This is a genomic window from Streptomyces sp. NPDC024632, assembly GCF_055559175.1.
Genome location: NZ_JBVHLD010000004.1, coordinates 294,878 through 314,408, shown reverse-complemented (window position 1 = coordinate 314,408; position 19,531 = coordinate 294,878). Strand labels below are relative to the sequence as shown.

At 72.2% G+C, this 19,531-nt stretch carries 13 protein-coding genes and 1 pseudogene; 5 read left to right on the top strand and 9 right to left on the bottom strand.

Features of this window, described 5'->3' with window-relative positions:
• Positions 1-29 precede the first annotated feature (29 nt).
• The 6 genes from acs to ACZ37P_RS10895 all read right to left on the bottom strand — a co-directional run bounded on the left by acs (position 30) and on the right by ACZ37P_RS10895 (position 7,153).
• The gene (acs, locus tag ACZ37P_RS10920; protein WP_467346082.1) at positions 30-2,021 is read right to left on the bottom strand and encodes an acetate--CoA ligase; all 1,992 of its coding nucleotides are present in this window, start codon (positions 2,019-2,021) and stop codon (positions 30-32) included.
• Positions 2,018-2,665, bottom strand: coding sequence for an acetate uptake transporter (locus ACZ37P_RS10915; RefSeq protein ID WP_188284288.1), 648 nt, complete (start codon positions 2,663-2,665; stop codon positions 2,018-2,020). Before ACZ37P_RS10915 ends, acs begins: the two co-directional genes overlap by 4 nt.
• Before the next feature lie 183 nt (positions 2,666-2,848).
• Positions 2,849-4,696, bottom strand: a complete 1,848-nt coding sequence (locus ACZ37P_RS10910; RefSeq protein WP_355341638.1) for a sodium/solute symporter — start codon at positions 4,694-4,696, stop codon at positions 2,849-2,851.
• A complete protein-coding gene (locus tag ACZ37P_RS10905) occupies positions 4,693-5,214 on the bottom strand; it encodes a DUF485 domain-containing protein (protein ID WP_467346079.1) in 522 nt (173 codons plus the stop codon). Before ACZ37P_RS10905 ends, ACZ37P_RS10910 begins: the two co-directional genes overlap by 4 nt.
• Complete coding sequence (locus ACZ37P_RS10900) at positions 5,211-5,966, bottom strand: LytR/AlgR family response regulator transcription factor (protein WP_355341632.1); 756 nt, start codon at positions 5,964-5,966, stop codon at positions 5,211-5,213. Before ACZ37P_RS10900 ends, ACZ37P_RS10905 begins: the two co-directional genes overlap by 4 nt.
• Positions 5,963-7,153: a sensor histidine kinase gene (locus ACZ37P_RS10895; protein ID WP_223187657.1), complete on the bottom strand. Its 1,191-nt coding sequence runs from the start codon at positions 7,151-7,153 to the stop codon at positions 5,963-5,965. Before ACZ37P_RS10895 ends, ACZ37P_RS10900 begins: the two co-directional genes overlap by 4 nt.
• A gap of 123 nt (positions 7,154-7,276) precedes the next feature.
• On the opposite strand from ACZ37P_RS10895, the gene ACZ37P_RS10890 reads away from it, so the two are divergent.
• A complete protein-coding gene (locus ACZ37P_RS10890; protein WP_188284292.1) occupies positions 7,277-7,654 on the top strand; it encodes a VOC family protein in 378 nt (125 codons plus the stop codon).
• A 338-nt stretch (positions 7,655-7,992) separates the two neighbouring features.
• Positions 7,993-8,982, top strand: coding sequence for a L,D-transpeptidase (locus ACZ37P_RS10885; protein WP_355341629.1), 990 nt, complete (start codon positions 7,993-7,995; stop codon positions 8,980-8,982).
• Between the two features lie 121 nt (positions 8,983-9,103).
• Here the strand turns inward: ACZ37P_RS10885 and ACZ37P_RS10880 are convergent.
• Positions 9,104-9,842, bottom strand: a pseudogene (locus ACZ37P_RS10880) (SDR family oxidoreductase).
• A 130-nt stretch (positions 9,843-9,972) separates the two neighbouring features.
• Between ACZ37P_RS10880 and ACZ37P_RS10875 the strand changes: the two are divergent.
• Positions 9,973-10,641: a TetR/AcrR family transcriptional regulator gene (locus ACZ37P_RS10875; RefSeq protein WP_391045877.1), complete on the top strand. Its 669-nt coding sequence runs from the start codon at positions 9,973-9,975 to the stop codon at positions 10,639-10,641.
• 318 nt (positions 10,642-10,959) lie between these two features.
• Positions 10,960-11,103, top strand: a complete 144-nt coding sequence (locus ACZ37P_RS10870) for a hypothetical protein (RefSeq protein WP_391045879.1) — start codon at positions 10,960-10,962, stop codon at positions 11,101-11,103.
• 74 nt (positions 11,104-11,177) lie between these two features.
• Here ACZ37P_RS10870 and ACZ37P_RS10865 read toward each other — a convergent pair whose 3' ends face one another.
• Both ACZ37P_RS10865 and ACZ37P_RS10860 read right to left on the bottom strand, forming a co-directional pair.
• Positions 11,178-11,924 carry an ABC transporter permease family protein gene (locus ACZ37P_RS10865; RefSeq protein ID WP_467346074.1) on the bottom strand — a complete coding sequence of 249 codons (747 nt, stop codon included), beginning with the start codon at positions 11,922-11,924 and terminating at the stop codon, positions 11,178-11,180.
• Positions 11,925-11,948: 24 nt separating this feature from the next.
• The gene (locus ACZ37P_RS10860; protein ID WP_467346072.1) at positions 11,949-15,095 is read right to left on the bottom strand and encodes a glycoside hydrolase family 2 TIM barrel-domain containing protein; all 3,147 of its coding nucleotides are present in this window, start codon (positions 15,093-15,095) and stop codon (positions 11,949-11,951) included.
• A 267-nt stretch (positions 15,096-15,362) separates the two neighbouring features.
• Between ACZ37P_RS10860 and ACZ37P_RS10855 the strand changes: the two genes are divergently transcribed.
• Positions 15,363-19,373, top strand: a complete 4,011-nt coding sequence (locus ACZ37P_RS10855) for a family 78 glycoside hydrolase catalytic domain (RefSeq protein WP_467346070.1) — start codon at positions 15,363-15,365, stop codon at positions 19,371-19,373.
• Positions 19,374-19,531: the final 158 nt, after the last annotated feature.

The following is a 19,531-nucleotide window of genomic DNA, read 5'->3' as shown; positions in this document are numbered from 1 at the left end:
CCGGATCCGGGGCGGTACGCCGCTCCCCGCTACTCCTCGTCCGCCGGGGCGCCGGAGGACGAGCCGCCGGGCAGCCGTTCACGGATGGTGTCCATCACCGTGGAGTCGGTCAGCGTCGTCACGTCGCCGAGGTCGCGGTGTTCGGCGATGTCGCGCAGCAGTCGGCGCATGATCTTGCCCGAGCGGGTCTTGGGCAGTTCGGCGACGACGAGGATCTGCCGGGGCCGGGCGATCGGCCCGATCTCCTTGCTGACGTGCGCCCGCAATCGCCTGGCCACGTCGTCGCCGCCCGCCTCCCGCGCGGCCTTCTCGCCGTCGGCGCGCAGGATCACGAAGGCGACGATGCCCTGCCCGGTCGTGGCGTCGGTGGCGCCGACGACGGCCGCCTCGGCGACCAGCGGATGGGACACCAGCGCGGACTCCACCTCGGTGGTGGAGATCCGGTGCCCCGACACGTTCATCACGTCGTCGACCCGGCCGAGCAGCCAGATGTCGCCGTCCTCGTCCTTCTTCGCGCCGTCGCCCGCGAAGTACCAGCCGGGGAAGCGCGACCAGTACGTGTCGATGTACCGCTGCTCGTCGCCCCAGATGGTGCGCAGCATGCCGGGCCACGGCTCGGTCAGCACGAGGTAGCCGCCGGAGCCGTTCGGCACCGGACGGCCCGTGTCGTCCACGACCTCCGCCGAGATGCCGGGCAGCGGCCGCAGCGCCGAGCCGGGTTTGCAGACGCTGACGCCCGGCAGCGGGCTGATCATCTGCGCGCCGGTCTCGGTCTGCCACCAGGTGTCGACCACCGGGCAGCGGTCGCCGCCGATGGCGCGCCGGTACCACATCCACGCCTCGGGGTTGATCGGTTCGCCGACCGAGCCGAGCAGTCGCAGCGACGTCAGGTCGTACTGGCCCGGGATCGTGTCGCCCCACTTCATGAAGGTGCGGATCGCGGTGGGCGCGCAGTACAGGATCGTCACCTTGTACTTCTCGACGATCTCCCACCACCGGCCCTGGTGCGGGGAGTCGGGCGTGCCCTCGTAGAGCACCGAGGTCACGCCGTTGGCGAGGGGGCCGTAGACGATGTAGGAGTGGCCGGTGACCCAGCCGATGTCGGCGGCCGTCCAGTACACGTCCCGCTCCGGCTTGACGTCGAAGACCGCCCAGTGCGTCCAGGCGGCCTGGGTGAGGTAGCCGCCGGTGGTGTGCAGGATGCCCTTGGGGCGGGCCGTCGTGCCCGAGGTGTACATGATGTAGAGCGGGTGCTCGCTGTCGAACGCCTCGGCCTCGTGCTCGGCCGACTGCGCGTCCACCAGGTCGTGCCACCACACGTCCCGGCCCGAGGTCCACGCCACGTCCTGGCCCGTACGGCGCACGACCAGGACGCTGCGGACGTCGGGGCAGCCTTCCACGGCCTCGTCCACGGCGGGCTTCAGGGCCGAGGCGGCGCCCTTGCGGTAGCCGCCGTCCGCGGTGATCACCACCCGCGCGTCGCAGTCGAGGATCCGGCCGCGCAGCGCGTCGGCGGAGAAGCCGCCGAAGACGACGGTGTGCGGTGCGCCGATACGGGCGCAGGCCAGCATCGCCACGACCGTCTCGGGGATCATCGGCATGTAGAGCGCGACCCGGTCGCCGGCCCGCACGCCCAGCGAGAGCAGGGCGTTGGCGGCGCGGCAGACCTGTTCCTGGAGGTCGGAGTAGGTGAGCGTGCGGGTGTCGCCGGGCTCGCCCTCCCAGTGGAAGGCGACCCGGTCGCCGAGCCCGGCGCGCACGTGCCGGTCGACGCAGTTGTCGGCGACGTTGAGCTTCCCGCCGACGAACCAGCGGGCGAAGGGCGCCCGGCTCCAGTCGCGTACCCGGGTCCAGGGCTCGGCCCAGTCCAGCCGGGCCGCGGCGGCGGCCCAGAACGCCTCGACGTCGGCCGCGGCTTCCTCGTACGCGGCCGCGGTGACATTGGCCCGCGCGGCCAGTTCGGGCGGCGGGGGGAAGCGCCGGTCTTCTCTGAGCAGGTTGGAGAGGGTCTCCTCGGTCATGAGTGGGGCTCCTCCACCGGTCCGCCGCGGCGGCCGACGGGGAGTCCTGACAGCGGGAGCACGGGGACGACGGCGCGCTTCCAGGTGCTGTTGGTGACGACGGCGAAGGAGGCGTACCAGGCGAACACGGCGGTGACCAGCCCGATCCAGCCGCCGACCTTGGTGATGGTGACGGACTTGTCGAATTCCGCGACGGTCAGCACGATGAAGGTCGCCGACAGGGCCACGAAGACCGCGAACAGCGCGGCGTTGGTCCGCAGTGCCGCGACCGTCATGTAGACGGTGAAGATCGCCCAGATCAGCAGATAGAGGCCGGTGGCCTGGTTGGCCGTGTCCGGGGGCAGATCGCCGACGACGAACTTCACATAGGCCGCGTAGGAGAGCCAGAAGGCGCCGTAGGAACCGAAGGCGGTGGCGCCGAAGGTGTTGCCCTTCTTGAACTCCCACATTCCGGCGAGCAGTTGCATGAGTCCGCCGTAGAACAGCGCGAGCGGCAGGACCACCGTGAGCAGATTCTGGTCGATGAGGTGGGCGTTGAAGGAACTCAGGACGAAGGTGGTGGCGGCGAACGCGGCGAGGCCGAGCGGTCCGGGGTCGGCGATGCCGTCCACGGGCGGCCGTTCGGTCGTGACGGGGGTGCTCATCTGCGGTTCCCTCCTCGGTGAGGAATGGCGGCGCGAAGCGCGGTACGTACGCCGCCGCGGGCCGTGCTGGGCCCGCTCCCACGCTAGGAACGCCGACGTCGGGGGGCCACAGCCCCACAGCGGGCGTCGCCCAGCGGTCGGGTCCGGGCGACGGACGGTCCGTCAGATACGGTGAGCGGTCGGTCAGATACGGCGAACGGTCGGTGACCGCTCACCGGCGGGTCCCGGCGCGCCGGGCGTCTCCCGCGGCGCGGGGACGCCGAGTCGACCGGGCTGACCGGGTTCCGGCTGCGCGCCGACCTCCTCCGGCAGGTGCATGCGCAGCATCACCCGGTCGACGTCCGCGCGCGAGATCCGGCCGCGGGTCAGCAGCGACCCGACGACCATGACGGCGAAGGCCACGGGGACGGTCCAGGCCGCGGGTTCTTCGAGCAGCGCGGCGCTCCAGCCGCCGCCGGGTCCGCGCACGCTGGTCAGCACGACCGCGACGGCGGCGAGTCCGCCCCCGGCCACCAGGCCGAACAGCGCGCCCAGGTCGGTCAGTCCGCGCCACCAGATGCCCAGCACCAGCAACGGGCAGAAGGACGAGGCGGCGACGGCGAAGGCCAGGCCGATCGCGTCGGCCACCGGCAGGCCGGGGGTCGCGACCGTCATCGCCAACGGCGGTACGGCCGCCGCGAGCGAGGCCCAGCGGAAGCCGTGGGTCGAGCCGCGCAGCAGATCCTGCGAGACCACGCCCGCCACCGACACCGTGAGTCCCGACGCGGTCGACACGAAGGCGGCGAAGGCTCCCGCGGTCGCCAGCGCCGCCAGCAGCCGCCCCGCCTCACCGGCCTGGGTGATCTGCGGCAGCACCAGTACCGCGGTGTCGGTCTGCCCGGTGAGCAGCAGTTGCGGTGCGAAGATCCGGCCGAGCGCCCCGTAGACCGGCGGCAGCAGGTAGAAGCCGCTCAGCAGGATCAGGACGAGCAGCGTCGTCCGGCGGGCGGCCCGGCCGTCGGGGTTGGTGTAGAAGCGGACGAGGACATGCGGCAGGCCCATCGTGCCGAGGAAGGTGGCCAGCAGGATCGAGTAGACGGCGTACAGCGGGTGCGATCTGCCGCCCGCGCCGGACAGCGGGCTCGCCCACCTGGCGCCGGTCGCCGGTGCGAGGCCGACCTTGTGCGGTACGGGGACGCCTTCGGGGAAGGTCAGGCCGGTGCCGCCTTCCGCCGTGTGCTCGCCGCGCACCAGCCGTACGGGCACGCCGTGTCGCTCCGCGCGCGAGGCCCCCTTGGCGCCGTAGGCCGTGCCGTCGAGGGTGCCGCTGACCGTCACCGTCACGGGTGTCGCCACGTCGAAGCGGACCTGGCTGTCGAGCCGTACGACCGTGGTGTGCGGGAAGCGCGGCACGTCGGGCGCGGTCAGCGAGGGGGTGCCCGCCGACCGCCAGGCCAGGACGAGGAAGACGGCGGGCACCGCGATGGCGGTGAGCTTCAGCCAGAAGTGGAAGCCCTGCACGAGGGTGACGCTGCGCATGCCGCCCGCCGCCGAGACGCCGACGACGGCCACCGCCACGACCACCGCGCCGACCCAGCGCGGCGCGCCCGTCACCGTCTGGAGGGTCAGGCCCGCGCCCTGCAACTGCGGTACGAGGTAGAGCCAGGCGATGACGGCGACGAAGACGCTCGCCACCCGGCGCACGGCGGTGGACCCGAGGCGTTCCTCGGCGAAGTCCGGCAGCGTGTACGCGCCCGAGCGGCGCAGGGGCGCCGCGACCAGCAGCAACAGCACCAGATATCCGGCCGTGTAACCCACCGGGTAGGCCAGCATGTCGACGCCGTAGGCCATCAACAGGCCCGCGACGCCCAGGAAGGAGGCGGCCGACAGATACTCGCCGCCGATCGCCGAGGCGTTCCACAGCGGTGAGATCTCGCGGGAGGCGACGTAGAAGTCCGAGGTGGCGCGGGACAGTCGCAGGCCGTAGAAGCCGACCACGACGGTCGCCACGAGGACGACGACGAGGGCGGTGAAGCCGAGCGCCGGATTCATCCGGCCTCCGGGCCGGGGGCGCTGGGCGCGGGTCCCGTCACCGGGTCAGGGGCGGTGAGCGCGGCCTGCGCCGCCGAGTCAGGGGCGCCGGGCGCCGGGGCCGCGGGTGCCGGGCCCGAACCCGGCGGCGCGTCCGGGGCGTTGAGCAGATCCGTGAAGTCCCGCTCGACGCGCTCCGCGTGCCGTACGTGGAACCAGGCCGCGCCCACCAGCAGCGGGTAGGCGACGACGCCGAGCAGCAGCCAGGCGAGCCGGACCCCGAGGATGTCCACGGTGCGCAGCCCCGGCGCGAGCGCGAAGGCGGCGGGCAGACCGCCGATGACGACCGCGAGGACGGCCAGCACGCCGAGCGAGAGCCGCAGTTGGTCCCTGACCAGGGAGCGGACATAGACCTGGCCGAGGCGCGGCTGCGCGTGCAGGTCCTCGGCGACGGCTCGCGCGGACCAGCCGCCGGTACGGTCGCGGCGCGGCGCGGTCACCGCGACCCGGCGCGGCGGTGGCGGTTGTGTACCGCTCATGACGGCCCCTCGCCGGGCGCGGGCGACCACTGCATCAGCAGGTCCCGCAGTTCCCTGGAGTGGCGTCGGCTGACCGGGAGTTCACCGCCCGCCACGCGTACCGTCCAGTGCCCGGCGTCCGAGCGCAGCTCCTCCACGTGGCGGAGCGAGACCAGGTAGCCGCGGTGGATGCGGACGAAGCCGTGCTGCGCCCAGCGCTCCTCCAGGACGGCGAGCGCTATCCGGACCAGTGGCGCGTGGCCGCCCGCGTGCAGGCGTACGTAGTCCCCCTGCGCCTCGACGTACGCGACGTCCTCGCGGCGGATGAAGCGGGTGACTCCGCCGAGGTCGACCGGGATGCGCTCGTCGGAACGGCCCGCCGGGGCGGCTCCCGGTGTGTTGCCCTCGATGACGGCGGCGACGCGGCGGACCGCCTCGGCCAGCCGTTCCCTGCCGACCGGTTTGAGCAGGTAGTCGCAGGCCTTGAGGGCGAAGGCGTCGACGGCGAAGTCCTCGTAGGCGGTGACGAAGACGACCGCGGGCGGCCGGGCGAAGCGGCCGAGGACGCGGACCAGGTCGAGGCCGTCGAGGCCCGGCATCCGGATGTCGAGGAAGACGGCCTCGACCGACTCGTCCTCCAGCAGCCGCAGGGCCTCGTCGCTGCTGCCCGCGCTGAGCACCCGGCCGACCCGCCGGTCGCCGCGCAGCAGATACGTCAGGTCCTCCAGGGCGGGCGGTTCGTCGTCGACGGCCAGGACCTGCAACGGTTTCACGATGCGCGTACTCCGTTCCGGTACTTGGGCACCCGGACGTTGACCTTCGTCCCGGCGCCGGGGGCGGTCTCCACCACCAGGCCGTACTCGTCGCCGAAGACCGTACGCAGCCGCTCGTCGACATTGCCCAGGCCGAGCGAGTCGCCGTCGTCCTCCCCGGCGAGCCGCATCCTGACCTCCTCGGGGTCCATGCCCACGCCGTCGTCCTCCACACTGATGCGGCACTCCGCGCCCGCGTCCTCGGCCCTGATGGTGATGCGCCCCGGCGTCGACTTGGGTCCGAGTCCGTGGCGTACGGCGTTCTCAACGATCGGCTGGAGGCAGAGGAACGGTACGGCCACCGGCAGCACTTCGGGCGCGATGAGCAGATCGACGCGGAGCCGGGAGCCGAACCGGGCGCGTTCCAGGCGCAGATAGCGGTCGACGGACCGCAACTCCTCGGCGAGGGTGGAGAACTGGCCGTGCCTGCGCAGGCTGTAGCGCGTCAGCTCGGCGAATTCGAGGAGCAGTTCACGGGCCTGGTCGGGGTCGGTGCGGACGAAGGAGGCTATGGCGGTCAGCGAGTTGTAGACGAAGTGCGGGGAGATCTGCGCCCGCAGCGCGCGCAGTTCGGCTTCGATCATCCGGGTGCGCGAGCGGTCCAGCTCGGCGAGTTCCAACTGCGAGATGACCCAGTGCGCGACCTCGCCCGCGGCTCTGACCAGGCCCGCCGACACCTGGCGCGCGTACACCGACAGCGCGCCGACGACCAGGCCGTCCACCACCAGCGGTACGACGACGGCGCTGCGGATCGGGCACCGGTCGTCGCCGCAGTGGATCTCCTCGGCCGGGACCACCCACGGCCGCCCGGCGTCCATCGCCTCCCGCGCGTGTTCCACGGCCTGCGCCGCGTGTCTGCGGCCCGGACCTTCCCAGGCCAGCAGTTCGCCGTCGCCGATGACGGCCAGCGCGGGTGTGCCGAGCAGCGCCCGCAGATGGCGGGCGGCGCTGCGGGCCGACTCGGGGTCGAGGCCGTTGCGCAGCGGGGGCGCGGCCAGTGACGCCGAGTGCAGGGTGGCGAAGGCGGCCCGGTCGGCGGGCGTACCGAATCCCCTGCGCCCGCGAACCAGCCAGAACAGGGCCGCCGCGGCGCCCGCGACCACCAGCGCGACCGACACCACGGTGATCACTGACCCCATGCCCCGCATTATCGCCAGGTGTGACGGCGTGAGACAGGTTCCGTTCGCAAGATTCCGTCGTGCGGGGGCCGTACCGCTGGTTTCGGCCCCGCCGTCGCGCGCCGGAGCCGCCGTGCCCCCTACGCTCTGTTCATGATTGCCGAATTGCAGTGCGTGGTGCTCGACTGTTCCGATCCGGCGGAACTCGCCAGGTTCTACAAGTCGTTGCTCGGCGGTACGGTCGACCGGCCCGATCCGCGCTGGTCGTTGAGCGACGGCTGGGCGACACTGCACACCGCGGCCGGGCTGGTGCTGGCCTTCCAGCGGGTCACCGAATACCGCAGGCCGCGCTGGCCGGAGCCCGCCTCCCCGCAGCAGTTCCACCTCGACTTCGGCGTGCCCGATCTGGCCGAGGCCGAGGAGAAAGTGCTGGCCAGGGGTGCGATCCTGCTCGACGACGGCGCCGGGACCCGGAGCTGGCGCGTCTACGCGGACCCCGCGGGGCACCCCTTCTGCCTGATCAAGCACTGAGTCCCGGCTGATCGGACACCGCGTCCGCGGGTCCGAGTACGGATTCCGCGTGTCCGGCCGCTGATTCCGCGTCTCCGGGCGGATTCCGCATGTCCGGGCGCCGATTCCGCGCGGCCGGGCGCCGGGCACACGCCCGGTGACACCGCATCACCCTGTGTGACAGACGCCACGCGGCGATCCGGCAGGCTTGGCCGTCGCTTTACGTGAGCCCTGCAACCGCCGTGATCGGGTAGGGGTCTGTAGTAGACGTACCGTGGTGATCAGGCGTAGCGGACGCGCCGGGACACGACCGTACGTACCGGACGTAAGTGACGCAGTGATACGAGTGGAGCACGGGCATGAGTCGGTTCAGGGGCAGCTTGGGTATCGCGCTGGTGGCCGGAGCGGTGCTCGCGGGCACGAGCGCGTGCGGCGGGAGCGGGCACGACGCCGCCTCGTCCGCTGCCGACGGGAAGGCGTCGGCGTCGGCGAAGCCGAGCGCCACGCCCTCGCCGACGAAGCCGACCCCGAAGGGGCCGCCGATGCTGCTCGACACGATCACCCCGCAGACCGGGACCACGGTCGGCGTCGCGATGCCGGTCTCGGTGCTCTTCACCAACCCGGTGGCGGCCTCGGCCCGCGCGAACATAGAGAAGCACCTCAAGATCACCACGTCCGTGCCGACCACCGGCGCCTGGCACTGGTTCAGCACCACCCGGGTCGACTTCCGGCCCCAGTCGTACTGGAAGCCGGGCACGAAGGTCACGGTCGACGCGAATCTGACCGATGTGCCCAACGGCAACGGGCGGTACGGGGTGCACGGCTACCACCACGCGTTCACCGTCGGCGACGACAACGAGGCGACCGTGTCGGTGCCGGGTCACACGATGAAGGTCACGCACAACGGACAGGTCGTGAAGACCCTGCCGATCGACGCGGGCAGCCCCACGTGGCCGTCCTGGGACGGGACGATGGCCGTCATCGACAAGGCGGAGAAGGTCCACATGACGTCCTGTAGCGTCCACATAACCTGCGACAAGAGCAATCCGGACTACTACGACCTGACCCTGCCGTGGGACGTGCACCTGACGAATTCGGGCACGTACATCCACTACTCGACCGGGGACCCGCAGCCGGGGCACAGCTTCGGTTCGCACGGCTGCGTCCACCTGTCGCTCACCGACGCCAAGTGGTTCTACAACTACGTCAAGCAGGGCGACCCGGTCACCATCACCGGCTCCCCGCGCGGCAAGGCCCCGGGTAACAACGGCTACGCCGACTTCAACCTGTCCTGGTCGCAGTGGCTCCAGGACAGCGGCACCGGGCAGATGACGACCACGACCGCCTGAGACCCGCCGCCTCCTGCCTCCTGCCTCCTGACCGCTGACCCCTGACCCCTGACCGCTGACCGTCCGACGCGCGGCGTTCGCGTACCGGCGGCGCGGGACCGGCCGACCCGGTCCCGCGCCGTCAGCTCTGCGCGGTCGGGCGGACGACGATCTCGCCGACGTCGATGTCGGCGGGCTGCTCGATCGCGAAGGCGATGGCGCGGGCGACGGCGTCCGGCGGCATCGCGATCCCTTCCACCATCTCGGTCAGCTTGGCGCGCGCTTCGGGGCGCCGCATGCCGCCCGCGAATGCGGTCATCGTCATGCCGGGCGAGACGATCGTCACCCGCAGTTTGCCCCCCCGCTTCCTGCCGCAGGCCCTCGGAGACGGCGCGCACGGCCATTTTCGTACCGGAATAGACCGACTGGCTGGGCACAATTCGGTGGGCCGCCGTGGACGCGGTGTTCACGAAATGGCCGAAGCCCTGCGCGCGGAATACCGGAAGCGCGGCGGCGATGCCGTACAGCACGCCTTTGAGATTGACGTCGACCATCTCCTCCCAGTCCTCGACGCGCAGTTCGTCGAGCGGGGAGATCGGCATCGCCCCCGCGTTGCTGACCAGCACGTCGAGCCGCCCGTAGCGCTCGGTCGCCAGGCCCACGAGCCCGGCGACGTCGGCGCGGCTGCGCACGTCGGTGCGCAGGTGGGCGACCTCGCCGCCCGCTTTCCCGATCCGTGCGGCGACCGCGGCGAGCCGGTCCGTCCCACGGGCGCCGAGCACCACTTTCGCGCCGCGTTCGGCGAGCAGCAGCGCGGTCGCCTCGCCGATTCCGCTGCTGGCTCCTGTGATCGCGACGACCTTGTCCTTGATTTCGGTCATGACTTTTCCGTCCCTGCGGGATTGAGGGGTTCGAGTGTGCGGGGGGAGTTCCGCGCACGAGGAATGTAAGAGGTCTATCACTACGGTACGGTAAGAGGGCTATCACGTCCAGCGCGCGAGGAGGCGGCCCGTGTCGGGGAACGCGCAGGGCGGCCCCCAGCGGGGCCGCTACCACCACGGCGAGCTGCGCCCCGCGCTGATCGAGGCGAGCTTCGATCTGCTGGCGGAGGCGGGGCCCGCGGCCTTCTCGGTCGCGCGGGTCGCCCGCAGGCTCGGGGTGAGCACGGCAGCGCCCTACCGGCACTTCGCCGACCGCGACCACCTCCTGGCCGCGGTCGCGACCCGCGCCGCCGAGGAACTGGCCGAGCGGTTCCGGCAGGCGGCCGACGGCGCGGGCCAGGACCCGGCCGAGCGCTTCGCGGCGACCGCGGGGGCGTACGTCCGCTACGTCGGCGCGCGCGGCGCCGGTTTCGACGTGATCTTCGCCAGGCCCCTGGTGGCGCTCCAGGACCGCGACCTCGCCGACGCGGGCCGCCGGCTGGTGGACCTGCTCTTCGAACTGGCCCAGGACGCCCTCGGTCAGGGTCCCGCCGCCGCGCTGACGCTCCTGGAGCAGCACGTGACGGCCGCCCACGGCTACGCGACACTGCACCCCGGCGGCCTCTTCAGCCGCGTGAGCCCGCGGGAGGGGGTCGACGGCACCGCGGACCTCGCGGTGGCCACGAGCCGCGCCCTGGTGCGGGGCGCGCCCGAAGCCGCCGCCCCCGGCCCGCCCTCCCCCGGCCGCCCGCACGACTGACCGCGCGGGACCGGGCCGCGACCGGGCCGCGACGGGACCGCCGCAGCGCCACGACAGGCCCGAGCCGGGCCGCACCGGGGCCGGCGCCGGGCCCGCTTCGACCCCGCTCCGGACCCCGCCGACCCGCCAGGGCCAACGCCACGTTCGGTCCTGCGGCCCGCAGGGCGTACCGTCATAGGCGGCGCGTACCGTCGTCCCAGGACGACCTGCCGTTTTCCCACGCACCAGGGCGGAGCCGTCACCAATGACGGCGACGACCGCCGCGGGCGGACCGAGGCAGCGGCGACCGCCGTCATCACCACTCACTGGGGGATCTTCATGGACTCTTCGCCTTCGCTCTTCTCCAATCCGGAGCAGACCGCCCCGCGCCCGGCCACCGTGCCCAACCCGGCGCCGGTCAACGACCCGTTCCTCGCGCCGCCGGAGGCCCCGCACGAGGAAGAGGACGAGGACGCCTCGTAACGACCGGCGCCCCCGTCCCGACCCGGTCACCCCGTCACCTGGTCACCCGGTCACCACGTCGTTCGGTCACCCCGTCATTCGGTCCGCAGTGCCACCGCCGTCCGCGTCCTGGCCGCCCAGCTCGCCGGGAGCAGCGCCCCGCCCGCGGCGATGGCCAGGCCCGCCACCGCGAGCAGGGCGATCTGCGGGGCGTGGTAGACCGCGAGGTCGGCGTGCGGGATACCCGTACCGGCCGCTTCGCCCATGATCGGCGGCACATGGCCGTGCAGGGCGATACCGAGCGGCACACCCGCGAGTCCCGCGACCGCGCCGACCGAGCCCGCCGAGGTGAGCACCATGGCGACGGTCTGCCGCGGCGCCATGCCGAGCGCTTCGAACACGGCGAGGCCGAGCGGGCCGAGCGCGGTGTCGAGGGCCGCGAGGTAGCGGTCGCGGTCGGTGCCCGCCGTCAGGCGCACGGAGAACGTGTCCGGCCGGAAGGCCAGTCCGACGCGGGTGAGCGTCCGTTCGTCCATCAGGACCCGCATGCCCGAGTCGCCCGTGGAGAGCGCTTCGCCGACGATGCGGACCGGCGTGCCGCGGCCGTCGTGCTCCAGGGTGACGGTGTCGCCGACCCGGACCCCGGCCGCCTTCAGGAACCGGTCGGCGACCACCGCCTCGCCCGACCCGGTGCCGAGGTAGGAGCGGGTGCCCGGCTGGGCGGCCAGAATCCGGCCGACCGCGGCGGGATCGGCCTTCCCGGTCTGCCCGGTCTGCCCGGTCTGCCCCGGGCCCGGCGCCCCGACCGCGCCCGGAGGCGGGGGCGACTGGGTACGGACCACGACCGAACGGTGACGGCGGCGCGGTCAGCTCCCGCTGACGGTGAAGTCGGTGATGCGCTGGGCGCCGTCGGGTGTGCCGGGGGCGGCGCTGGTCAGGTCGAGGCGCAGCCGCGGGGTGCGGACGGCGGGGAAGGTGATGACCGTCGGCGCGCCGCTCGCCGTCGCCCAGGTGATCGCCGGGTTCTTGACGGGCACGTAGCGGTCGCCGTCCCAGTAGGAGAGCGTGACGGCGCCGGGCAGCGAGTGGGTGGCGTCGACGGTGAAGGTGACCGAGAGGGTGTCGATCCGCTGCGGCGCGGCCCAGGCGACCGAGACCCAGTCGGCGGGGCGGGCGCCGCGGAAGGCGGGCAGCAGGGCGGTGGCGCTCTTGTTGAAGGCGTTGGACCAGCCGGTCGCGGGGTTGCCGTCGAGCATCGCCGCGGGCAGCGCGTTGCCCGCGCCGGAGTAACTGGCGTCCGCCAGCGGGTAGCTGACGGGCCCTGGGCCCGGGTCGGGTGAGAAGCGGACCGGGGACGTGGTGGCGACGGGTCCCGACGCGCGGCCGGTCCGTATCGAGGTGGACGCGGGGTGCAGCCCCGGCGCGCTCGCGGTCAGGGTGAGGCGGCCCGCCTCGGTGCCCGAGCGGACGATGGCGAGTGCCTTGCCGTGGAAGGCGGTTCTGGTGGTGGCCTGGTAGCGCTCGGCGCTCTCCTGCTGTCCGTTGTCGACTCCGGCCAGGGAGCCGCCGGTGGCCTTGAAGGTGATCAGATGGCCGGCGCCGGGGACGACGGTGCCGTGCGCGTCGATCACCTCGGCGGTGACGAAGGCCAGGCGATCGCCGTCGGCGGTCAGGGAGTCGCGGTCCGGCGTCAGGCGCAGGCCGCGCGGCTCGCCCGCGGTGCGCAGCACGTCGGTCGCGACCGTTCTGCCGTTCTTCCGGGCGACGGCCTTCAACTCACCGGGTGCGAAGGGGACTTTCCAGGTCAGGTGGAGTTTGCCCGCGCTGCCGTTGGGGCTGGTGTAGCTGCCGGGGTACGGGCCGCCGGTGACCGTCTTGTCGTCGCCGGTCGCCTCGGTGGTCTCCAGATACGTCCGCCCGTCGACGGTCTTCTTGGTGTCGAAGCGCCGCACCCCGAGCGAGCGGCCGTTGAGATACAGCTCGACGGTGTCCACGTTGGCGTACGCCCAGACCTCGACGGTCTCGCCCGGCGTGTGGTCGGTCCAGTCCATGGGCACCAGGTGGACCATCGGCTCGCTCGTCCACTGGCTGCGGAAGAGGTGGTACATGTCCTTGGGGAAGCCCGCGGTGTCGACGGCGCCGAAGAAGGACGCCTTCACCGGGAAGACGCCGTAGGGCGTGGGTTCGCCGATGTAGTCGGTGCCCGACCAGAGGAATTCGCCGGCGAAGAAGGCGCGGTCGCGGTCCTTCTTCAGGCCGTACTCGCCGCTCATCGTCCAGGACGCGAGGTTGTTGTCGTAACTGGAGGTGGCGCGCTTGCCCGGGGTGTGGTTCTCGCCGGTGTTGAGGTGTTCCGGCTCCTGGTAGGCGCCGCGGGTCGAGGTCTCGGACGACGACTCGGACTCGAAGAGGAACAGGTGCGGGTAGCGGGCGTGCAGGGCGTCCACGGAGGCCGCGGTGTTGTAGTTGAGGCCGAGGCCGTCGAGTTTGGCGAGCATGAGGTCGGCGGCGGAGCCGACCGCGGGCAGGCCGCGGTATTTGTCGGAGCCGATGACGACCGGACGGCTGGTGTCGCGCGCGCGGACCGCGGTGATCAGTCCGTCGGCCATGCCGAGGCCCGCGGTGCTGGTGGAGTCGGGGATCTCGTTGCCGATCGACCACAGGATGACGGCGGGCGAGTTGCGGGCCGCGTCGACCATCTCGGTGATGTCGGCGGCGCTGTGGGCGTCGAAGAACCGGCCGTAGTCGTAGGTGTTCTTGCCGCTGCGCCAGCAGTCGAACGCCTCGACCATCATGACGATGCCCAGTTCCTCGCAGACCTGGACGATCTCCGGCGACGGCGGATTGTGCGAGGTCCTGAAGGCGTTGGCGCCCATCGACCGCATGATCGTCATCTGGCGGCGCACCGCGTCGATGTGGACGGCGGCGCCGAGCGCGCCCTGGTCGTGGTGCAGGTCGACGCCCTTGAGCTTGGCGTACCGCCCGTTAACGAACAGCCCGCGGTCGGGGTCGATCGTGACATGGCGGATGCCGAAGCCGGTGGTGTACGTGTCCACTGTCCGTCCGTTGACGCGGACTTCGGTCAGCAGGGAGTACCGGTGTTCCGGGGTGTCGAACGACCAGAGGTCGGGGCGGTCCACGCGCAGTTCGGCGGTGACGTCCGGCGCTCCGCCCGCGCCGGGCAGCGTCAGCGGTGAACTGGCCTTCGCCACCTGGCGGCCACGCCGGTCGAGGACGGTGTTGACGACGGTGGCGGAGGCCGCCGCGCCCGACTCGTTGACGACCGAGACCTGCGCGCGGACGGTGGCGTAGCCCTTGCCGTGCGAGGCGGCGAGGGTGTCGGCGAGTCCCGGCGTCGTCACATGGATGCCCCAGCGCGCGACATGCACGGGGTCGGTGACGACCAGGCGGGCGTTGCGGTAGATGCCGCTGCCGGAGTACCAGCGGCTGCTGGGGAGTTGGTTGCGGACCTCGACGGCGATGACGTTGGGGGTGCGGCCGTCGGTGTGCAGCAGGTCGGTGAGGTCGAGGGCGAACCCCGTGTAGCCGTAGGGGTGGTTGCCGACGAGTGTGCCGTTGCAGTAGACGTTGCTGTCCATGTAGACGCCGTCGAACTCGACGGAGACACGGCGTCCCGCGACCGAGGGCGGCAGGGTGAACGCCTTGCGGTACCAGCCGAGTCCGCCGGGCAGATAGCCGGTGCCGCCCGAGGTGCCGTTGGCGGTGGTCGGGGTCTGCTCGATGCTCCAGTCGTGCGGGACGCGGACGGTGCGCCAGCGGTAGTCGTCGTAGCCGGGCTGTGCGGCGTCGGCGTAGGCGCCGGTCGGGTCGGTGATGCCGCCCGGGTTGACGAGGGCGAAACGCCACCCGTCGGCGAGGTCGACCGTCCGCGGAATGGTGGTTCCTGTTGATCCGGAACGGGCGCTCGCGACTGCGGTGAGACCGGGGAGCGAGGGTACGGCGACGGCCCCCGCCGCCCCCGCGATCAGGAACGACCTGCGATCGACCGGCATGGTGGATCCCTCCTCATTGAGGTACGCGCATTCCGGCGCCCTCGACCGAGCGTCGGCAACTCACGCGCGAACAACCGGCATTGAACAGAATCAACCAATCGCACACGGATTCTTGCAGGGCCGCACCGCCGGGGGTCAAGGGTCGCGTCACCGCCGGTTCGGCCGGCCCAGAAATCGCTGTCGCACACCTTGTCGTGGCACCGCCACACGCCGTATGAATCTATCCATGCATCTTGAAACGTTTCGATCGCATGCCAGGAGAACACCGTGAAGCGGCCGGTCCGGACGACCGCCGCTCGCGTCGCCCCCCGGCGCCGCTCGGCGCTCCTCGCGGTGACCGCGGCCGTCGCGGCCCTGCTTCCCGCCGTCGGCTCGGTGACGCCCGCCCAGGCGTCGTCCGGGCACCTCGGCGCACTCGCGCCGACGTCCTTGCAGGTGGACGGGGAGTCCTCGGACGCGGTCGTCGGCGGTCAGCGCCCCACGTTGTCGTGGGTGGTGAACGACTCGCGGCGTGCCGAGGCGCAGACGGCGTATCAGGTCGTGGTCGAGGCGGCGGCCGTCGGGAAGGGCGGCCACGCGCATCAGGTGTGGGATTCGGGCCGCGTTCGTTCGGCCGATTCGGTGAATCGTTCTTATGGTGGTCCCGCGCTGGCGAGCAACACCACCTACACCTGGTCGGTGCGCACCTGGGACCGGGCGGGCGACCGCTCCCCCTGGTCGGCCCCCGCGCACTTCGACACCGCGCTGTTCTCCGCGTCCGACTGGTCCGCGTCCTGGCTGCGGGTCGCCGACGGCGCGCTGGTGCGCGGCGGCGTCGACCTCCCCAAGTCCGTCGCCCGCGCCCGGCTGTACTTCGGCGCGCAGGGCATCGTGGAACCGCACGTCAACGGCGCCGTGGCCGAACCCGACCAGGTGCTCAACTCGACGGTGACCGACTACACCAAGCGCGTGCTCTACCGCGACTTCGACGTCACCCGGCAACTGGTGCGCGGACACAACGCGTTGGCCTTCATGGCGGGCAAGGGACAGTTCTCCGGGCAGCCGACCTTCGTCGCGCAGCTCAACGTCACCTACACCGACGGCACCTCGGCGGCCTTCGGCTCCGGACCGGCCTGGCGCACCACCGCGGGGCCGGTGACCGGCGACGACTTCTACCTCGGCGAGACGTACGACGCCCGTCGGGCCGTGACCGGCTGGGACACCGCGGGCTTCGACGACAGCGCGTGGAAGCCCGGCGTGGCGGTCGCCGCCGCGACGCACCCGCAGAGCCTCGCGCAGGGCAGGCCGGTGACCTCGCGGGACACGACCTCCTGCTGCGGCTGGTCGCCCGCCGCCCTCAGCGACGGCGTCGACGGCTCGACGGACGCCTCCCAGGGCTACCACTCGGCCGTGGCGACGACCGCGGACGACGCCAAGTGGGTGCAGGTCGACCTCGGTTCCGCGCAGCCGCTCTCGGGCGTCAGACTCTTCCCCGCCCGGCCGACCAACGACCCGGCGGGCGACCTGCCCGGCGCCGGATTCCCGGTCCGCTACCGCGTCGAGGCCGGTGACGACCCGACCTTCGCCACCGCGACGACCCTCGTGGACCGTACCGGCGCCGACCAGCCCAACCCCGGTACGGCGTCGGTTTCGATACCGGCCGAGGTGACGGCCCGTTATGTGCGCGTCACGGCCACCAAGCTGTACTGCAACGGCTCCGGGTGCAATCTCCGGCTCGCCGAACTCGGCGTGTACGGCGCCCACCCGGCCACCGTGTTCAGCGCGCTGACCCGGCTCCAGGCCGACACGACGCCTCCGACACGTATCGTCAAAACCCTCAAGCCGGTGGCCGTCACGCACCCGGTGGCCGGGTCGCAGGTGTACGACTTCGGGCAGAACATCGTCGGCTGGGTGACGATCAGGGCAAGCGCCCCGTCCGGCACCACCGTTGACATCAAGAAGGGCGAGATCCTCGCCTCGGACGGCCAGGTCACCACGTCCAACATCAGCTTCGGCGACGGCGATCCGGTCCGGCAGACCGAGCATTACACCTTCGCGGGCAAGGGCGCCGAGACCTACGCCCCGCACTTCAACTACTCCGGCTTCCGGTACGCCCAGCTCACCGGCGTGCCCGCGGGCACCGCCGTCACCGTCACCGCGCAAGAAGTGCACTCCGACGTCGCCACGACCGGACAGTTCGACACGTCGAACAAGGTGCTGAACAGCATTCAGACCGCCCTCGTGCAGACCCAGTTGAACAACCTCCAGTCGATTCCGCTGGACTGCCCGACGCGTGAGAAGCACGGCTGGCTCGGCGACGCGGGCGACACCGACGTCGAGGCGATGAGCAACTTCGACATGCGGGCGTTCTACGACCAGTGGGCGCAGACCGTCGTCACCAGCGCCCACCCCGACGGCAGCCTGCCCTCGGTCGCGCCCACCCAGGGCGCCACCGACTGGTTCACCGACCCCGCGTGGGGCTCGGCCTACCCGCAGATCATCTGGGACTCCTACACGCAGTACGGCGACGCGGGCCTGGTGCGCGCCAACTACGCGCAGGTCAAGAGCTGGGTCGACTACCTCGGCACGATCAGCGACAGCGACCACGTCGTCACCGCCGCGCCCGGCTCCTGGGGCGACGACTGGGTGGCGACGGTCAGCACCCCGCACGTCTTCTTCCAGACCGGCTACTACTACCTGGACGCCACACTGCTGGCGAAGATGGCCGCGGTCGTCGGCGACACCGCGGACGCCAGGCGCTACACCGACCTGGCGCGGCAGATCGGGGCGGGCTTCACCAAGCGGTTCCTCGACGCCGACACCGGTGTGTGGAGCACCGGCACCCAACTGGCCTACGCCATGCCCCTGGTGCTGGGTCTGGTCCCGGCCGCTCAGCAGAAGGCGACCGTCGACCGGCTCGTCCAGGACATCGCCAAGCACGGCAATCACGTGACGACCGGCTTCGTCGGCACGTCCTTCGTCTACCAGGCGCTCGGCATGTCCGGCCGCAACGACGTGGCGCTGGCCGTCGCGGAGCGCACCGACTTCCCGAGCTTCGGCTACATGGTGGCCAACGGCCCCGGCACGATCTGGGAGAAGTGGCCGAACTCCTCGGCGGCGGACGGCACCTCGTCCAAGGACCACATCGGTCTCGCCGGTTCGATCGGCCAGTGGTACTACCAGCAGCTCGGCGGCATCCAGCCGGACACGGGACCGGCGGGCGCCGCGTACCGCGCCTTCACCCTCGCGCCCAGCGTGGTCGGCGACCTCACCCGGGTCTCCGCGCGGCAGCGGACCGCGCGCGGCACGGTCGTCAGCGCCTGGCAGCGCGACGGGTCCACGCTGGCCTACCACGCGGTGGTGCCGGTCGGCTCGACCGCGACCATCAAGGTGCCGCTGCTCGGCGGCGCCCGGTCGACGGTGACCGAGAGCGGCCGGACGATCTTCGCGGACGGCCGCCGCGGCCGGGGCGACCCCGGCCTGAGCGTGGGCACGGCGGACGGCACGACGCTCACCGTGACCGCCGGGTCCGGTGACTACACCTTCACCGTCCGCCCGCCGCGGACCCCGTACACCCAGGTGTCGGTCTCCGCGGGCGCGCCCGCGCCCGCACTGGTCAAGGGGGACGGCGGTACGACGATCGGCGCGGTGGTCGAGGGCCACTCGACCGCGCCCGGCGCCACGGCCACGGTCGGCGCCGACGTCCCCGCGGGCTGGACCGTGACGTCCACGCCCGCCCGCGTCCCGCTGACCCCGGCGTCCACCGCGACCTTGGCGAACGTCGAGGTCACACCGCCGAGCGGGACGAGGAGCGGTACGTATCCGGTCACCGTGACCGTACGGTCGTCCGACGGTACGACGGCCAAGGCCGCCCTCGAGGTGCTGGTCCTCGGCAGTTGGCCGCAGGGCACCACGGCCGCCGCCTCCAGCGAACACGCGCCCAACGTCGTGGACGGCGCGACCCGTACGTACACCGCGGGCAATGCCGTCGACGGTGATCTGAGCACCTTCTGGAACGACGACACCGACTCCCGGTACCCCGACACCCTGACCGTCACCGCGCCCGCCCCGACCACGCTGAACGGCGTGGGCTTCGCCTCGCACAGCGACGGCGTCCCGACCGCCTTCACCGTCCAGACCTGGGACGGCGCGGCGTGGGTGACACAGGCCGACCTCACCGGCAACACCGACCAGTACCGCTGGATCCCCTTCGCGGGCTCCGTCACCACCACGCGGGTCCGCGTCGTGGTGACAGCGGCGCAGAACAGCTTCACCCGGATCGTGGAGCTGACCCCCTAGGGCCGCCGTCCCAGGGCGCCTCACACGGGCGGCCCGGCTGTTCGTACCCATTCGGCTCACCGGGTGCGGAACAGACGGGCCGCCCGTTCCGCTTGCATGGGTGACGGACCGCGCCCGGCCGACCGGGCGGGCGCGCGGCGCGCATCGAGGAAGGGCTC